Origin of the sequence: Pseudomonas sp. QS1027 (genome assembly GCF_002814235.1) — a bacterium.
GTDB lineage: Bacteria > Pseudomonadota > Gammaproteobacteria > Pseudomonadales > Pseudomonadaceae > Aquipseudomonas.
Genome location: NZ_PHSU01000004.1, coordinates 220526 through 238171, shown reverse-complemented (window position 1 = coordinate 238171; position 17646 = coordinate 220526). Strand labels below are relative to the sequence as shown.

Sequence of the window (17646 nt, the reverse complement as noted above, 5' to 3'; positions counted from 1 at the left end):
CCCGTCTCCCTCAAGACCCACCCAACGACCAGGAACCGCAATGTCCACCCTCAGCTTTCGCAATGCCGTGCCGTCAGACGCTTCGCGCTGCTATCAAATCGAGTCTTGCGCCTACGAAGGCGATGAAGCCGCGACCCTGGAGAAGATTGCAACGCGCATCGCCCAGTATCCGCAGGGTTTTCTGATTCTGGAGGATGGCGGCGAGGTCATCGGTTTCATCAACAGTGGCTGCGCCCACGAGGTGGTGATGTCCGATGAAGCCTTCAAGGAACTGGTGGGGCATTCGGCCGAGGCGCCGAACGTCGTGATCATGTCCGTGGTGCTGGATCCCGCGCAGCAGGGTAAAGGCCACTCCACACGGATGATGGACGAGTTCGTCCGGCGCATGAAGGCACTGGACAAGAAAACCATCCACTTGATGTGCAAGGAGCAGCACGTGGCGCTGTATCAGCGCATGGGCTATCGCTACGTGCAGCCCTCGCCTTCCGACCACGGTGGCATGGCCTGGCATGAGATGGTCATGGACCTCTAACGCCTGCTCGCCACCGCCTGAAGTTGCCTTGCCCGAAAATCAAAACCGCGGCTTGAGCGCCTTCCAGTCCGGCTTGTAACGCTGCATCTGCCTCACGTCATCGCGCTGGCGGATACCGCAGGTCAGGTACTGGTCATGCAGCTTGCCCAACTGGTCGTGATCCAGCTCAAGACCCAAGCCGGGGGCGCGGGTGATTTTCACGCAGCCGTCGACAATCGGCAGCTTGCCGCCCTTGATCACCTCTTCATCCGGCTCCTGCCAGGGGTAATGGGTGTCGCAGGCGTAATCGAGGTTGGGCACCGAGGCCGCGACATGGGCCATGGCCATCAGGCTGATCCCCAGGTGCGAGTTGGAATGCATGGACACCCCCAGGCCAAAGGTCTGGCACATCTTGGCCAGTACCTGTGTGTCACGCAGGCCGCCCCAGTAATGGTGGTCGGCGAGCACGATCTGCACGCTGTTCAAGGCCACGCTGCGGCGAAACTCATCAAAGTCGGTGACCACCATATTGGTCGCCAGCGGCAGCCCCGTGCGTTTGTGCAGTTCGGACATACCCTCCAGGCCCGGTGTCGGGTCTTCGTAATATTGCAGGTCATCGCCCAGCAGCTCGGCCATGCGAATCGAGGTTTCCAGGGACCAGTTGCCGTTCGGGTCGATCCGTAGCGGGTAACCCGGGAAGGCCTTTTTCAGCGCCTTGATACACGCGACCTCATGTTCCGGCTCCAGCGTACCGGCCTTGAGCTTGATGCTCTTGAAACCATAGGTCTCGATCATGCGCCGCGCCTGGGCCACGATCTGTTCTTCGTTCAGCGCCTCTCCCCAACTGTCCGGTTTGTAGGGCGAGTCGATATGCTGGGCGTATTTGAAAAACAGATAGGCGCTGAACGGGATCTCGTCGCGGATCGCACCGCCCAGCAAATCCACCAGCGGCACATTCAGTGAGTGCGCCTGCAAATCCAGGAAGGCCACTTCGAACGCCGAATAGGCGTTGCTCACCGCTTTGCTGGCATGGGAACCCGGCGCCAGTTCCGCACCGGCGAGGCTGGTGGTCTTGTTCGCCGCCACCGTGGCCTGCACGATGGAGCGCAGTTGATTGAGATTGAACGGGTCGAGGCCGATCAACAGGTCTTGCAGTTGCTGCTGGATCGCCAGTGCCGGGGCATCGCCGTAGCTTTCGCCCAGGCCGATATAGCCGTTGTCGCTCTCGATCTCGATGATCGAACGCAGCGCAAAGGGCTCGTGAATACCACTGGCGTTGAGCAGTGGCGGATCGCGAAAGGCGATGGGGGTGACGGTGACACGTTTGATTTTCAAGAGGCTGCTCCCTGTGGGCCTAGGCTCAAGGCTTGATGACTGATAGAGGTTTTGCGCGCCAGGGGCTCGACGGGTTTACCGGGTTGTGTGCGAGAGGTATCGCCACGCGGTGCAGTCCGGGCGAAGAAGATCACCACGGCCGCCACCAGCGAGGTGGCGGCCAGGCCATAAAGCCCGCCTTCGATGGAGCCGGTGGTCTGCTCCAGGAAGCCAAATGCGGTCGGCGCGACAAAACCACCGAGGTTGCCGATGGAGTTGATCAGGGCGATCACCGCGGCGGCGATGCGGGCGTCCAGATAACCTTGCGGAATCGGCCAGAACAACGCTGAGGCGGCCTTGAACCCGATCGCGGCAAAGCAGATGGCAACGAAGGCGAAGATCGGCCCGCCGGTGGTGGACATGAACATGCCGAACGCGGCAATCACCAGGGTCAATGCCACCCAGGCCTGCGGGTGTTTCCATTTGCTGGCCATGGCGGCAAAGCCATACATCGCGATGATCGAAATGAGCCACGGAATCGAGTTGAAGAGACCGACGTGGAAATCGCCGATATTGCCCATTTTCTTGATCATGCTCGGCAACCAGAACGTGGCGCCGTAAATGGTCAGGGCAATGGAAAAGTAGATGAAGCAGAACAAGGCGATCTGCCTGTCCGCCAGCAGTTTGAACATCGACGGTTTGACCGTCAGCGCCGCTTCGCGTGCCTGCTGTTCCAGTGCGATAGCGCCGATCAGCGCGGCCTTTTCTTCCGCACTCAGCCATTTCGCCTGACGCGGATGGGACTGCAACCAGAACCAGACAAAACCGCAGAGCACGATGGAGGCAAAACCTTCAATCAGGAACATCCACTGCCAGCCATGCAGGCTGAAACCGTTGACGTTCAGCAGCGCGCCGGACACCGGGCCGGAAATCACCGACGCAATGGCCGAGCCGCTGAGGAAGATCGCCATGGCCTTGCCCCGCTCGGTCGACGGTAGCCATTGGGTGAAGTAGTAGATGATGCCCGGAAAAAAGCCCGCTTCGGCCGCACCGAGAACAAAACGCAGCACATAGAAGCTGGTTTCACCGCGCACAAAGGCCATGGCCATGGCCGCCGCGCCCCAGGTGAACATGATCCGCGTCAGCCAGGCCCGCGCACCGTAGCGTTGCAGCAACATATTGGAGGGGACTTCGAATATCGCGTAACCGATGAAAAACAGCCCGGCCCCCAGGCCATAGGCCGCGGCGCCAATGCCCAGGTCGGTTTCCATATGGCTGCGCACAAAGCCGATGTTGACCCGGTCGATGTAGTTGACGATGAACATCACCACGAACAGCGGCAGTACGTGGCGCTTTACCTTGGCCGCAGCGCGGGCCAGCAGATTCGGGTCCGGCGGACTCTGGAGGGTATTCAAGGGCGACTCCCGATCATTGTTTTTTTAGGGACCCGCCGATCATGGACGCACTCATTGATCTCGTCTAATCTAACCTGGTATTCGATTGATACCTGGATTAGATCAATGTTCGAGCTCACACAACTGCGTTGCTTCACCACCGTGGCGACCGAACTCAACTTCCGTCGTGCCGCCGAACGGCTGAACATGACGCAACCGCCCCTCAGCCGGCAGATTCAACTGCTGGAGCACCACCTGGGCGTCGAGTTGTTCACCCGCACGACCCGCAGCGTCGCCCTGACCGCCGCTGGCCGGGCCTTCTTCATCGAGGCCCAGAACCTGCTGGAGCGCGCCCAGCAAGCCGCCGCGAGCGCCCGACGCTTCGCCGAAGGAGACATCGGCTCGGTCAATATCAGCTTCGTCGGCAGTGCGGTGTACGAGTTCCTGCCCAAGGTCATCGCCGAAGCACGGCTCAAACAGCCCCATGTCAAAATCGAGCTGTCGGAGATGAACACCTACCAACAGCACGAAGCCCTGCGTGCTCGCCGTATTGACCTGGGCATCGTCCGCGCACCTTTACTGGAGCCGGGCTATGCCACCGAATGCCTGGTGCGTGAGCCGTTCGTGTTGGCCGTGCCCAGCAGTCACCCGCTGGCCAGTGCTGAAACCGTGTCCGTCCAGGACCTCGATGGGCAACCCTTTCTCATGTACTCCCACGCGGCCTACCCGCCTTTCAATGAATTGCTCACCGGCATGCTCCGCTCCGCCCGCGTCGCCCCGCAGTACGTGCAATGGCTCGGTTCCTCGCTGACCATCCTGGCGCTGGTCAACGCCGGCATGGGCCTGGCCCTGGTGCCTCGTTGTGCCACCAGCGTGGTGTTCAAGAACGTGGTGTTTCGCAGCATCGATCTGGGCGAAGGCGTGCAGAGCGAGCTGCATCTGATCTGGCGCGAGAACAATGACAACCCGGCCTTTGCGATGCTGTTGGAGGGGATTCGAAAAGCCGTGCGTGATGGATGGGGAGTCTGAAATCTGGCTGAACCCCGTATCAAACCGTTCGATCAATAAATCGCTGCGTTGACGCCCTGCTGATACTCCCGTGGCGTACAGCCGAACTCACGGCGGAACACCGTGTGCAGGTATTGCGCCGATTTGAAGCCGCAATTTTGCGCGATATCGGCAATCGCCGAATCCGTGTTTTCCAGTCCGTTGGCCGCCGCCGCCAGTTTGAAGCGCAGGATCTCGTCGTGCACGCTGCAGCCGCGCACCTTGCGGAAGTGCGACTCCAGCGATGAGCGCGATACACCCACGTACGCCGCCACCTGCGCGGTCTTGATGCCCTGGCAGGCGTATTGGCGGATAAAGAGCAGCGCCTGCATGACGTAGGGATCGCCCAACGGTTGATGCAGACTCGAGGCCTGCACATTGATCGCATCCGGGGGGATCAGTATCTGCGTGCCCGTGGACGGCATGCCGTGCAGCATCTGATGGAGCAGGTGCGCGGCGGTCCAGCCCATGGTTTCGGTGCCTTGAACCACTGAACTCAGCGGCACCCGGGTCAGGGTCCGGGTCAGCGGATCGTTGTCGATGCCGATCAACGCCACCTGCTCCGGCACGGCGATCCCGGCGGTCAGGCAGGCTTGCAGCAGTTGCCGGGCACGGGCGTCACTGACGGCGATGATGCCGATGGGTTTGGGCAGGCTTTGCAGCCAGGCGATCTGCTGTTCGACGGCACTGTCCCAGAGCGGCGCGCTGGTGCCCATGCCGCGATAGACCTCAGCCGGCAGGCCATCGCGCTTCAGCAGTCGGCGAAAGGCTTTTTCCCGCTCCTGCGCCCAGCGATTGGCTTGCGCTTCCGGCAGGCTGAAGCAGGCAAAGCGGGTCAAGCCGGCCTCGATCAGATGCTCGTAGGCCAACTTCATCAGCGCGTCATTGTCGGTGGCGACATAGGGAATGCCTTTCGGATAGGCGCGCGCATCCTGATAGGAGCCGCCTACCGCCACGACGGGCAACTTGATCCCGGCCAGCGCCTCGCCGATCAGCGGGTCGTCGAAGTCGGCAATGATCCCATCGCCCTGCCAACGCTCGATCCCTTTCAACCGACAGAGGAAATCCTCCTCAAGGAACAGGTCCCAGGACGCGCGGGTGCTGCTCAGGTAGTTGCCGATGCCGCTGATGATGCCGCGATCGTAGATCTTGCTGCCGTTGAACAACAGCGCAATGCGGTGGACGGGCGGGACGGTTTTCATTGTTTTTATCCTGGGCCGATCCACACAGACTAGGCGCGCAAACGATGAATCTCAATACTCAAAATCGCACTGCGTCTTGGTGATTTTCATAATTTGCAGCCACTGGGCCGTTGCTAGTATCGAGGTACAGCCAAGAACAACAAGGACATTCCAATGCCGTTCTTCCCCGTTGTCGACAAGATTCGCTACGAAGGTCCCAGCAGCGACTCACCCCTTGCCTTCCGCCACTACGACGCCAACAAGCTGGTCCTCGGCAAACCCATGCGCGAGCATCTGCGCATGGCGGCCTGCTACTGGCACACCTTCGTCTGGCCCGGGGTGGATATGTTCGGTGCCGGCGCGTTCAAGCGCCCGTGGCAGCATGCCGGGGATCCGATGGAACTGGCCATCGGCAAGGCCGAAGCGGCGTTCGAGTTCTTCTCCAAGCTGGGCATCGACTACTACAGCTTCCACGACACCGATGTCGCCCCGGAAGGCAACTCGCTGAAGGAATACCGCAACCACTTCGCGCAGATGATCGACCACCTGGAGCGCCATCAGGAACAAACCGGGATCAAGCTGCTGTGGGGAACCGCCAACTGCTTCAGCCACCCGCGCTTTGCCGCGGGCGCCGCCAGCAACCCCGACCCGGAGGTGTTCGCCTGCGCCGCCGCCCAGGTCTTCAGCGCCATGAACGCCACCCAACGGCTCAAAGGCGCCAACTACGTGCTGTGGGGCGGTCGTGAAGGTTACGAAACCCTGCTCAATACCGATCTGAAACGCGAACGCGAACAATTGGGCCGCTTCATGCGCATGGTGGTCGAGCACAAGCACAAGATCGGTTTCAAAGGCGACCTGCTGATCGAACCCAAGCCCCAGGAGCCGACCAAGCACCAATACGATTACGACAGCGCCACGGTCTTCGGTTTCCTGCACCAGTACGGCCTGGAAAACGAGATCAAGGTCAATATCGAGGCCAACCACGCGACCCTGGCCGGGCACAGCTTCCATCACGAGATCGCCACGGCCGTCTCCTTGGGGATCTTCGGCAGCATCGACGCCAACCGCGGCGACCCGCAGAACGGCTGGGACACCGACCAGTTCCCCAACAGCGTCGAGGAGATGACCCTGGCCACCTACGAAATCCTCAAGGCCGGCGGTTTCACCCATGGCGGGTTCAACTTCGACGCCAAGGTCCGTCGCCAGAGCGTGGACGAGGTCGATCTGTTCCACGGCCACGTTGCGGCAATGGACGTCCTCGCCCTGGCCCTGGAGCGCGCGGCGGCCATGGTGCAGAACGATCGACTCCAGCAATTCAAGGATCAACGCTACGCCGGCTGGCAGCAGCCGCTCGGCCAGGCGGTGCTGGCGGGTGAGTTCAGCCTCGGCTCACTGGCCGAACATGCCTTCAGCCACGAGTTGAATCCGCAGGCCGTCAGCGGCCGGCAGGAGATGCTCGAAGGCGTGGTGAACCGGTTTATCTACCCCTGACGGCAGGCAAACCCTGGCGTCGCGGTGACATTCTCACGACAAATCCATGCTCGCCGAATCCTGCGACGCTCTACAGTTCCACCGGCAGCTTATTCATCGCCAGGCAGTGTCTTTCAAACAACAATAAAAGGACGCACCATCATGAACCTACTAAAACGCACTCTGCTCGCCAGCGCTCTGGCCCTGCTCTCGCTACCGGTCATGGCCGATGCCGCCCACCCGAAGATCGGTTTCTCCATCGATGACCTGCGCCTGGAGCGCTGGTCACGAGACCGTGACTACTTCGTCGCGGCGGCGGAAAAAATGGACGCCAAAGTCTTCGTACAGTCAGCCGATGCCAATGAGCAGAAGCAGATTTCGCAGATTGAAAACCTCATTTCCCGTGGTGTCGATGTGATCGTCATCGTGCCGTTCAACGCCACCGTGCTGACCAACGCCGTCGCCGAAGCCAAGAAGGCCGGGATCAAGGTGGTGTCCTATGACCGGCTGATCCTCAACGCCGATATAGACGCCTACATCTCCTTCGATAACGAAAAGGTCGGCGAGATGCAGGCCAGCGGCGTGCTGAAAGCGGCCCCCAAGGGCAACTACTTCCTGCTCGGTGGCGCGCCCACGGACAACAACGCCAAGGTCCTGCGCGAAGGTCAGATGAAAGTGCTGCAACCGGCCATCGACAAGGGTGATATCAAGATTGTCGGCCAGCAGTGGGTGAAGGAATGGAATCCCACCGAAGCCCTGAGCATTGTGGAAAATGCCCTGACCCGGAACAACAACAAGATCGATGGCATCGTCGCCTCCAACGACGCCACCGCCGGGGGTGCCATCCAGGCACTGGCCGCGCAGCAAATGGCCGGGAAGGTGCCGATCTCGGGCCAGGACGCAGACCTGGCGGCGGTCAAGCGGGTGATCGATGGCACCCAGACAATGACCGTCTACAAGCCGCTGAAACTGATCGCCTCGCAAGCGGCCAAGCTCTCGGTGCAACTGGCGCGTAACGAGAAACCCACCTACAGCTCGCAATCCGACAATGGCAGCAAGAAGGTCGACACCATCCTGCTGACCCCGATCCCGTTGACCAAGGACAATATCGACCTGCTGGAAAAAGACGGGTTTTATACCAAGGCGCAGATTGCCGGACAGTGACCCACCGAGCTGTACCCTGTGAGCACCTCGCCATGTCCGACTACCTGTTGCAAATGAACGGCATCGTCAAAACCTTTGGCGGTGTCAAAGCCCTGAATGGCATCGATATCAAGGTCAAGCCGGGTGAATGCGTGGGTCTGTGCGGCGAGAATGGCGCCGGCAAATCCACGCTGATGAAAGTCCTGTCCGCGGTCTATCCCCATGGCACCTGGGAAGGTGAAATCCTCTGGGACGGGCAGCCGCTCAAGGCGCAATCCATCAGCGACACCGAAGCCGCCGGGATCGTCATCATTCACCAGGAACTGACCCTGGTCCCCGACCTGTCGGTGGCCGAAAACATCTTCATGGGGCACGAGCTGACGCTGCCCGGCGGGCGCATGAACTACCCGGCGATGATCCACCGTGCCGAAGCCCTGATGCGCGAGCTCAAGGTGCCGGACATGAATGTCTCGCTACCGGTTTCACAGTACGGCGGTGGTTATCAGCAACTGGTGGAAATCGCCAAGGCGCTGAACAAGCAGGCGCGCCTGCTGATCCTCGATGAGCCTTCATCGGCCCTGACCCGGTCGGAAATCGAGGTGCTGCTGGATATCATCCGTGACCTCAAGGCCAAGGGCGTGGCGTGCGTCTATATCTCCCACAAGCTGGATGAAGTGGCCGCCGTGTGCGACACCATTTCGGTGATCCGCGATGGCAAGCACATCGCCACGACCTCCATGGCGGACCTGGACATCCCGAAGATCATCACCCAGATGGTCGGACGGGAAATGAGCACGCTCTACCCCACCGAACCCCATGCTATCGGCGAGGTGATTTTCGAGGCACGCCACGTCACCTGCTACGACGTCGACAACCCCAGGCGCAAACGGGTCGACGATATCTCGTTCGTCCTCAAGCGCGGGGAAATCCTCGGCATCGCCGGGCTGGTCGGCGCCGGTCGCACGGAACTGGTGTCGGCGCTGTTCGGCGCCTACCCCGGCCGCTATCAAGCTGAAGTCTGGCTGGACGGCCGGCCGATCGACACACGCACGCCACTCAAATCAATCCGCGCCGGCCTGTGCATGGTCCCTGAAGACCGCAAGCGCCAGGGGATCATTCCTGACCTGGGAGTCGGCCAGAACATCACCCTGGCCGTCCTGGGCAACTACTCGAAAATGACCCGCATCGACGCCGAAGCCGAACTGGGCTGCATCGACAGGGAAATCTCGCGCCTGCACCTCAAGACCGCGAGTCCGTTCCTGCCGATCACCAGCCTCTCCGGCGGCAATCAGCAAAAAGCCGTGCTGGCGAAGATGCTCCTGACCAAACCCCGCGTGCTGATTCTCGATGAGCCCACCCGCGGGGTGGATGTCGGTGCCAAGTATGAGATCTACAAGCTGATGGGGGCGCTGGCGGCCGAAGGCGTGTCGATCATCATGGTGTCCTCGGAACTGGCCGAAGTGCTGGGTGTTTCCGACCGCGTCCTGGTGATCGGCGAAGGCCAGCTGCGCGGCGATTTCATCAACCACGAACTCACCCAGGAACAGCTGCTCACCGCCGCCCTCAGCCCTCCCGATGACCATAACAATAATGATCGGAAAACCGCTTAGATGAATCAGGTCAAACAACTCTTCACCCGCTACAAAATGCTCGCGCTGGTGATCGCCGTAGCGATTATCTGGCTGTTCTTCAGTTGGCAAACCGACGGCGGTTTCCTGACCCCGCGCAACCTCTCCAACCTGCTGCGGCAGATGTCCATCACCGGGATTCTCGCCTGCGGCATGGTGCTGGTGATCATCAGCGGCGAGATCGATTTGTCGGTGGGCTCATTGCTTGGCCTGCTGGGTGGCCTGGCGGCGATTCTCGACGTGATCTATCACGTACCGCTGTTGGCGAATCTGGGCATTGTCGCCCTGTGCGGATGGATGATTGGCCTGGCAAACGGCTTTATGACCGCCTACCTGCGCATCCCGTCTTTCATCGTGGGCCTGGGCGGTATGCTGGCGTTTCGCGGCATTCTGCTGGGGATTACCGGCGGCACCACCATCGCCCCGGTGTCACCGTCGCTGGTCTACGTCGGCCAGGGTTATTTGCCACACACGGTAGGGGCCGGCCTCGGCATCCTGCTGTTGGCCCTGACACTTTTCCTGACCTGGAAACAACGCCGCAATCGCGCCCTCCATGGCCTCGCGGCACACTCATTGGTGCGTGACGTCTTGCGCGTGGTATTGATCGGCGCGGTGCTGGCCGGCTTCGTCTATACCCTGAACAGCTACGACGGGATCCCGGTGCCGGTGCTGCTTCTGCTGATTCTGCTGGGTGTGTTCAGCTACATCACCAGCCAGACCGTGTTCGGACGACGCATCTACTCGGTGGGCAGCAACATGGAAGCCACGCGCCTGTCCGGCATCAACGTGCAGGCCGTCAAGCTGTGGATCTTCGGCATCATGGGCCTGATGTGTGCCCTCGCCGGGGTGGTCAATACCGCGCGCCTGGCGGCGGGTTCACCTTCGGCCGGGAACATGGGCGAACTCGACGCCATCGCCGCCTGCTTCATCGGCGGCACCTCCATGCGCGGTGGCTCGGGCACCGTGTACGGCGCCCTCCTCGGCGCGCTGGTCATCACCAGCCTGGACAACGGCATGTCCATGCTCGACGTCGACAGCTACTGGCAGATGATTGTCAAAGGCAGCATCCTGGTGCTGGCCGTGTGGGTGGATGTGAGCACCCGGACCGGGCGACGCTGATCAGACAGCGCAGCGAGGGCCTCCAAACAGGGGGTAGAGATTGCTGTGCAAAGGGGTTCGTCCACATCCGCTGCCGACCGATAGACAAACGCCCATTGTTCATCACTGAACAACGGGCGTTTGTGGTCAAGCGCAATGTAGCGGATCAGAAGTTCCAGCGCGCCTGCACGTCACCGGTATTGGCGGTATAACCGTTCGCCGCTTCCAGGGTGTATTTCGCCCCCACGCTGAAGTTTTCACTGTGCAGCAGGGTCACGCCCAACGCCAGCACGCCGGTGTCGGCAATCGCTTTCGCGCCCGGACTGCTGAAGCTGGTGGCGCCTGAGGTATCGGCGGCAAAGTTGGCAACCGATTGCAGACCGTTGTCGTGGTACTCATGCCGCCAGGTCAGTTGCACCGAAGGCACTACGCTGCCGTAGGACGTGGCAAAGGAGCGTTCCAGCTTGGCGCCCAGGTCGCTCTTGAGCGAAGTGCTGTTGCTGGAGTCCAGGTGCAGCGCCGCGCCATTGCCGCCACTCTCGGTGTAGCTGTCCTGGCGCAAGGTGCTGTAGGTCAGGCCGGCAATCGGCGTGAGGATGGTGTGGGCGAGCTCCGGGCCGAGGTCGATCGGGTAACCGGCCACCGCGGAAGCGATGTACTGCATGCCGTCGTGCTGACCTTTGGCCGCGCCGTTGAAACCGCTGAAGTTGATTTCACGCTGGGTGTCGTATTGATGCTGGATGGCACCGAGCGAGAGGTCCAGGTACCACGGATTAGCCTGGTAACTGGCATAACCGAACAGGCCATAGGACTTCACGTCGGCGGAACTGCCGGCGTTGTCACCGTCGTTGTTGACCGTGGTCTTGGTGTAGCTGAACAGGCCGCCGGCACGCCAGCTGTCGTTGAGTGCGGCATCGGCGCCCAGCAGGAAGCCGCTGTAGCGGGCGTGGTAACCGGCGATATCGTCGCGCTCATCCAGGTGAGAACTGCCGCCGAAGGCCTGGCCCCAGAGCCCGGTGTTACGGGCGCTTTCACCGGTGGCCACACCGCTGCCGGTGCTGTCGTTCTGTGCGGTGCGCAACCCATCGAGGTGCGCCGCGGCGACATTGAGGACTTGCACGGTAGACGCGGTAGACGCCTGGGTGGCGGCACTGGCGTTCGCGGTCGGGCTCAACTGCGCCCCGGCGTGGTTGCCGGCGGCCGAAGAATCAAGGGCCGCGGCGGCGTTGAACAGGTTCATCAGGCCGGCATTCAGACCGCCGTAGTTGAACAGCCCGGCGAGGCTGGCGCTGCCATTGGCGCTGGTGGCCTGATTGAGCGGCGTGGACCCTGACGTCGACGTCCCCAGCGTCACCAGCAAGTCACTGTTGGCGCCATCAGCCACGCTGGTACCCGCCGCGTTGTAACCCGCAACGCTGTAGTGAAGGGTGCCGGCGTTGTAGTTCGTCCCGCTGGCATTGGCCTGGATCACCACATAGCGTTGGCCTTGGGCAAAGCCATAGCTGCCCAGCTTCTGCAGACCAATCGTGGACCCCGAAGCGATGTTCGCGCTACCGGATACCACCAGGCGCCCGTAACCGCTGTCGGTGGCAACATTACCGGTGGTCACGGCATTGTCGGCCACGCCGAGGATCAGGCTGGCATTGGCGCCCTGATTATAATTGCCGGTGATATCGATCGTATTGTTGACCTGCAGCGTGCCGGTCGAGTCATTGGTGACGGTGTGGGTGCCGACGTTGACATGATCATTGAGCAACTGGTTGCCAAGCCCGAACACCAGGTTCGAGTTGGTGTTGGTGATCTGCCCGATGTCTCCCGCGCCAATGCCCGCGCTGACGCCGGTCAGGACGCCGAACACCGGGCCGGTGCCGCCATTGATGGCCAGGTCTTGCACCGCGTCATTGCGGATCGTGCCGGCGATGGTGCCGGAGTTGGTAACGGTACCCAGGGTCCCCGTTGAAATGTTGTAAAGGGCGTATTGGTTACCCGTGACGATACCGCTGTTGTTCAATGTCCCGATGCTGCCGGCGTTGTAAATACCCGTATTGCCGCCAGAGATAGTGCCGCCAGTCTCATTGTTCAGCGAAGTGAGGGTAGCGCCGTTGTAAATACCCGCGAGCCCGCCAGAGATAGTGCCACCCGCCTCATTGTTCAGCGAGGTGAGGGTTGCGAAGGTGCCAACACCATTGGAGTCGCTGGAGATAATGCCGCTGTTGTTCAGTGTCCCGATGGTGCCGTAATTGTAAACGCCAGAGGAACCACCACCGTGAATGGTGCCGCTGTTGCTCAACGTCCCTATGGTGCCGCCGTTGCTGATACCCGTGTTGCCGCCAGTGACAGTACCGCCAGTCTCATTGCTCAGCGAAGTGATGGTACCGGTACCGCTGTTGTAAATGCCACCGTTGCCGCCAGAGACCGTGCCGCTGTTGCTCAGCGTCCCGATAGTGGAGGAGTTGACAATCCCGGTAACGCCGCCATTGATGGTGGTCCCCAGCGGATTGTTCAGCGAGGGGATCGGGGTGCTGTTGTTAAGACCAATATTGCCAGGGGTGGCACTGGCCTGGCCTGCGCCCAACGCCGAAGCAATGGCGATGGCCAGGACCGTCAATCGGCCTGGTGTACGTGATGATGGATGTCTGGACGAGTGCATGCGGTGTTTCCCCAACGGTAATGAAAGGGTCGTTGTGATTTTCGGGATTGACCATGCGCAGCAGCACGTCCTCCTGAACCACGACCTGATTGGCAGCTTTTTAGGCTCCAGGTTTTTTGGGTGGCATTTTGCCAGACTTCCCGAAAAGCACTTGACCGTGCGTATCAGTTTTTGAACTTTTTTTGAACCTGAGCACCGCATTGCGCTAACGTGTGGCGACTGGCGTCTTGGCGGAAACGATTGGATGCAAGCGCCACAATCAAAAAGTCTTATGGTGGTCCATTGTCCGCTCTCGAACTCAAGCACAATCACTTCAACGTCAGCGCTGAATCAGTACCTCGGCAGTTGCTGGCCTGGCGGGAGCGGGTCGGTCATGTCATCGATGTAATGCCTTTATTGACGCAAGTCGAAGCCCCTTTCCATGGGGTCATCGACCGATACGATCTTGGCACTGGACGCTTCACCGTTTGCCTCAGCGACGCCATGGCGCTCAATCGTTCAGTGGCACGTATCTCCACCGATACCCAGCGCGATTATGTCTTTCAGGTATTCATGGCGGGCGGGATCGAGTCCGTTGGGAGTGGCGGTCTGTCACTCCGTCGAGGGCATTCGACCGCCAGTATTTTCGCCACCGATCTGAATCAGCCGATACGCATGCAACGTAGCGCTTGCCAGGTGCTGACATTTTTCGTACCCCGGCCAGTGGTGGACGCAGCCTTTCCCCATGCAGAAGCTATCCACGGCAGAGTGTTTGAAAACGCCTCTCCCCTGATGCAATTGTTCATTGAGCAGGTGCTGGCGTTTTCCAGGAACCTTCCCGGGCTGAATGCACATGAAGCGGACAGCGCCTTCAATGTGAGTGTGCAACTGCTGCTCGCCGCGCTTGGCAAACAGACCAAACTCAGCGGCAACGCACGTGCTGCGGTACGCGCGGCCATGTTCGACAAAGCCCGACGTTATATTCAGGCCAACCTCCATCAAACCTCACTGTCCCCCGAAAGCTTGTTGGACGCTCTGCAATTACCCCGTCTTACGCTCTATCGCCTGTTCGAGCATGAGGGGGGGCTCGGCGCCTATATTCGCAATCGCCGGCTGCGCGAGGCCGCTGATGAACTGGTCAAATCCCCGAACCTGCCGGTGCTGGATATCGCTTATGGGCTGGGTTTCAAAAGCGCTTCGGACTTTAGCCGAGCCTTTCGTCGGACCTACGAAATGGCACCAAAAGATCTGCGATTCATCGCCTCGCAGCACCTGCTCAATACTCCATGACCACACGTCAGGACACGGTGATATGGCGATGAGAAAGAAAAACGCCCATTGTTCATGACTGAACAATGGGCGTTATCAGGTCAGTTGAATCTAACCGGTCAGAACTGCCAGCGCACCTGCACATCACCGGTATTGGCGGTGTAACCGTTCGCCGCTTCCAGGGTGTACTTCGCTCCCACACTGAGGTTTTCGCTGCGCAGCAGGGTCACGCCCAACGCCAGCACGCCGGTGTCGGCAATCGCTTTCGCGCCCGGACTGCTGAAGCTGGTGGCACCCGAGGTATCGGCGGCGAAGTTGGCAACCGATTGCAGACCGTTGTCGTGGTACTCATGCCGCCAGGTCAGTTGCGCCGAAGGCACTACGCTGCCGTAGGAGGTGGCGAAGGAACGCTCCAGCTTGGCGCCCAGGTCGCTCTTGAGCGAAGTGCTGTTGCTGGAGTCCAGGTGCAGCGCCGCGCCATTGCCTCCGCTCTCGGTGTAGCTGTCCTGGCGCAAGGTGCTGTAGGTCAAACCGGCAATCGGTGTGAGGATGGTGTGGGCCAGCCCCGGGCCGAGGTCAATCGGGTAACCGGCCACCGCGGAAGCGATGTACTGCATGCCGTCGTGCTGACCTTTGGCCGAACCGTTAAAGCCGCTGAAGTCGACTTCACGCTGGGTGTCGTATTGGTGCTGAACGGCACCGAGCGACAGGTCCAGGTACCACGGATTAGCCTGGTAACTGGCATAACCGAACAGGCCATAGGACTTCACGTCGGCGGAACTTCCGGTGTTGTCGCCGTCGTTGTTCACCGTGGTCTTGGTGTAGCTGAACAGGCCGCCGGCACGCCAGCTGTCGTTGAGTGCGGCATCGGCGCCCAGCAGGAAGCCGCTGTAGCGGGCGTGGTAACCGGCGATATCGTCGCGCTCATCCAGGTGAGAACTGCCGCCGAAGGCCTGGCCCCAGAGCCCGGTGTTACGGGCGCTTTCACCGGTGGCCACACCGCTGCCGGTGCTGTCGTTCTGTGCGGTGCGCAACCCATCGAGGTGTGCTGCGGCGACATTGAGGACTTGCACGGTGGAGGCGGTAGACGCCTGGGTGGCGGCACTGGCGTTCGCGGTCGGGCTCAACTGCGCTCCGGCGTGGTTGCCGGCGGCCGAAGAGTCGAGGGCCGCCGAGGCGTTGAACAGGTTCATCAAGCCGGCATTCAGACCGTCGTAATGGAACAGCCCGGCCAGGCTGGCGTTGCTGTTGGTGCTGGTGGCCTGATTGATCGGCGTAGCCCCTGCCGCCGCCGTCCCCAGCGTCACCAGCAAGTCGCTATTGGAGCCATCGGCCACGCTGGTTCCCGCCGCGTTGTAACCCGCAACGCTGTAGTGAAGGGTGTCGGCGTTGTAGTTCGTCCCCTCGGCATTGGCTTGAATCACCACGTAGCGTTGGCCTTGGGCAAAACCATAGCTGCCCAGCTTCTGCAGACCGATCGTGGAGCCCGAAGCGACGTTCGCACTGCCGGACACCACCAGGCGCCCGTAGCCTGAGTCGGTGTTGATATTACCGGTGGTCACGGCATTGTTGGCCACGCCGAGGATCAGGCTGGCGCCGCTGCCCTGGGTGTAATTGCCGTTGATATGGATCGTGTTATTGACCTGCAGCGTGGCCGCCAGGTTGGACACCGTATGGACAGGGTCACCCGAAACGTTGATGTTGTCATTGAGCAACAGGTTGCCAGAGCCGAATACCAGGTTCGAGAAACTATTGGTGATCTGACCGATGTTGCTGGCGCTCACACTACCAGCGCCTGCGCCGGTCAGGATGCCGAACACCGAGCCGGTGCCGCCATTGATCGTCAGGTTCTGAGAAGCACGATTCTCGATATTGCCGGCAATGGTTCCGGAGTTGGTGATAGTGCTCAGGGTCGCGCCGGGATTGTTAAAAAGGGCGAATGCATTACCCGTGATGAGGCCACTGTTGCTCAGCGTCCCGATGCTGCCGGTGTTGTAAATGCTCGTGACGCCACTGATGGTACCGCTATTGCTCAGCGTGCCGATGCTGCCGGAGTTGTTTATACCAGCCGAGCTAGCGCCGCTGATGGTGCCGCGATTGATCAGTGTCCCGATGCTGCCGGAGTTGCTAATCCCGGTGTTACCGCCACTGATGGTGCCGCCTGTGTCATTGTTCAGCGAGGTGATGGTGCCGGAGTTGCCAATCCCGACGCTGCCGCCGCTGATGGCGCCGCTGTTGCTCAGTGTCCCGATGCTGGAGCTGCTGCCGTTGTAAATACCCGTGCCGTTACTGTTGATACTGCTACCAGTCTGATTGTTCAGCGAGGTGATAGTACCGGTGTTGTAAATACCAGTGCTGCCACTGATGGTGCCGCCAACGTTATTGTTCAGCGAGGTAATACTGCCGGTGTTTTGAATACCGTTGATGGTGCCGCTGTTGCTCAGCGTCTCGATGCTGCCCAAGCTGTCGTTGAAAATGCCGGGGCCGCCGCCGCTGATGGTGCCTCCCGTGGTGTTGCTCAACGAGGTAATGGTGCCATTGTTGTGAATGCCGATGTAGCCGCCGCTGATGACGCCGATGGCACCGCTGTTGCTCAGTGTCCCGATGCTGGCGCCGTTGTTGTTGACAATGCCCGTGCCGTTACCGTTGATACTGCCGCCAGTCTGATTGTTCAATGAGGTGATGGTGCCGGTGTTGTGAACCCCAATGACGCCAATGATGGTGCCACTGCTGCTCAACGTCCCGATACTGCCAGAGTTGAGAATCCCGGCAACGCTGCCCTGCAAGGTGTTTCCCTGGGGGTTATCCAGTGTAGGGATCGTGCCGCTGTTGTTATCACCATAGCTAGGGCCTGCGGCACTGACCTGACCTGCGGTCAACGCCGACGCAATGGCGATGGCCAGGATCGTCAAGCGGCCTGGTGTACATGACGGTTGGAATTTGAACGAGTCCATGTGAAGTT

Annotated in this window: 12 protein-coding genes; 7 read left to right on the top strand and 5 right to left on the bottom strand. The window is 60.6% G+C overall.

The features are described from left to right. Positions 1-40: 40 nt before the first annotated feature. Positions 41-532 (top strand): GNAT family N-acetyltransferase, encoded by a 492-nt coding sequence (locus tag CWE01_RS04850; RefSeq protein WP_100939398.1) that lies wholly within the window; start codon positions 41-43, stop codon positions 530-532. Between the two features lie 39 nt (positions 533-571). Here CWE01_RS04850 and CWE01_RS04845 read toward each other — a convergent pair whose 3' ends face one another. Continuing rightward, on the bottom strand, positions 572-1846 hold the full coding sequence (locus tag CWE01_RS04845; protein ID WP_100939397.1) for a glucarate dehydratase family protein: 1275 nt from the start codon (positions 1844-1846) through the stop codon (positions 572-574). After that, positions 1843-3240: an MFS transporter gene (locus CWE01_RS04840; protein ID WP_100939396.1), complete on the bottom strand. Its 1398-nt coding sequence runs from the start codon at positions 3238-3240 to the stop codon at positions 1843-1845. Before CWE01_RS04840 ends, CWE01_RS04845 begins: the two co-directional genes overlap by 4 nt. Positions 3241-3345: 105 nt before the next feature. On the opposite strand from CWE01_RS04840, the gene CWE01_RS04835 reads away from it, so the two are divergent. Then, positions 3346-4248, top strand: coding sequence for a LysR substrate-binding domain-containing protein (locus tag CWE01_RS04835; RefSeq protein ID WP_100939395.1), 903 nt, complete (start codon positions 3346-3348; stop codon positions 4246-4248). Positions 4249-4280: 32 nt separating this feature from the next. Here the strand turns inward: CWE01_RS04835 and CWE01_RS04830 are convergent, their stop codons facing one another. Next, positions 4281-5468 (bottom strand): XylR family transcriptional regulator, encoded by a 1188-nt coding sequence (locus CWE01_RS04830; RefSeq protein ID WP_100939394.1) that lies wholly within the window; start codon positions 5466-5468, stop codon positions 4281-4283. Positions 5469-5621: 153 nt separating this feature from the next. Here CWE01_RS04830 and xylA point away from each other — a divergent pair, with 153 nt between their 5' ends. The 4 genes from xylA to CWE01_RS04810 all read left to right on the top strand — a co-directional run bounded on the left by xylA (position 5622) and on the right by CWE01_RS04810 (position 10807). Beyond that, the gene (gene xylA / locus CWE01_RS04825) at positions 5622-6938 is read left to right on the top strand and encodes a xylose isomerase (RefSeq protein ID WP_100939393.1); all 1317 of its coding nucleotides are present in this window, start codon (positions 5622-5624) and stop codon (positions 6936-6938) included. A gap of 141 nt (positions 6939-7079) precedes the next feature. Continuing rightward, complete coding sequence (xylF, locus tag CWE01_RS04820) at positions 7080-8081, top strand: D-xylose ABC transporter substrate-binding protein (RefSeq protein ID WP_100939392.1); 1002 nt, start codon at positions 7080-7082, stop codon at positions 8079-8081. Between the two features lie 32 nt (positions 8082-8113). Next, complete coding sequence (gene xylG / locus CWE01_RS04815) at positions 8114-9670, top strand: D-xylose ABC transporter ATP-binding protein (RefSeq protein ID WP_100939391.1); 1557 nt, start codon at positions 8114-8116, stop codon at positions 9668-9670. After that, positions 9671-10807, top strand: coding sequence for a sugar ABC transporter permease (locus CWE01_RS04810; RefSeq protein WP_100939390.1), 1137 nt, complete (start codon positions 9671-9673; stop codon positions 10805-10807). Between the two features lie 145 nt (positions 10808-10952). On the opposite strand, the gene CWE01_RS04805 is transcribed toward CWE01_RS04810, so the two are convergent. Beyond that, on the bottom strand, positions 10953-13436 hold the full coding sequence (locus CWE01_RS04805; protein WP_100939389.1) for an autotransporter domain-containing protein: 2484 nt from the start codon (positions 13434-13436) through the stop codon (positions 10953-10955). Positions 13437-13718: 282 nt separating this feature from the next. Here CWE01_RS04805 and CWE01_RS04800 point away from each other — a divergent pair, with 282 nt between their 5' ends. Next, the gene (locus tag CWE01_RS04800; protein WP_256579305.1) at positions 13719-14705 is read left to right on the top strand and encodes a helix-turn-helix domain-containing protein; all 987 of its coding nucleotides are present in this window, start codon (positions 13719-13721) and stop codon (positions 14703-14705) included. A 98-nt stretch (positions 14706-14803) separates the two neighbouring features. Here the strand turns inward: CWE01_RS04800 and CWE01_RS04795 are convergent, their stop codons facing one another. After that, a complete protein-coding gene (locus CWE01_RS04795; protein ID WP_100939388.1) occupies positions 14804-17638 on the bottom strand; it encodes an autotransporter domain-containing protein in 2835 nt (944 codons plus the stop codon). Positions 17639-17646 lie beyond the last annotated feature (8 nt).

Coding starts and splice junctions, on each gene's coding strand:
- xylA (WP_100939393.1), top strand. CDS start 5,622: ATGCCGTTCTTCCCCGTTGTCGACAAGATTCGCTACGAAGGTCCCAGC.
- xylG (WP_100939391.1), top strand. CDS start 8,114: ATGTCCGACTACCTGTTGCAAATGAACGGCATCGTCAAAACCTTTGGC.
- CWE01_RS04810 (WP_100939390.1), top strand. CDS start 9,671: ATGAATCAGGTCAAACAACTCTTCACCCGCTACAAAATGCTCGCGCTG.
- CWE01_RS04795 (WP_100939388.1), bottom strand. CDS start 17,638: ATGGACTCGTTCAAATTCCAACCGTCATGTACACCAGGCCGCTTGACG.
- CWE01_RS04830 (WP_100939394.1), bottom strand. CDS start 5,468: ATGAAAACCGTCCCGCCCGTCCACCGCATTGCGCTGTTGTTCAACGGC.
- CWE01_RS04850 (WP_100939398.1), top strand. CDS start 41: ATGTCCACCCTCAGCTTTCGCAATGCCGTGCCGTCAGACGCTTCGCGC.
- xylF (WP_100939392.1), top strand. CDS start 7,080: ATGAACCTACTAAAACGCACTCTGCTCGCCAGCGCTCTGGCCCTGCTC.
- CWE01_RS04835 (WP_100939395.1), top strand. CDS start 3,346: ATGTTCGAGCTCACACAACTGCGTTGCTTCACCACCGTGGCGACCGAA.
- CWE01_RS04805 (WP_100939389.1), bottom strand. CDS start 13,436: ATGCACTCGTCCAGACATCCATCATCACGTACACCAGGCCGATTGACG.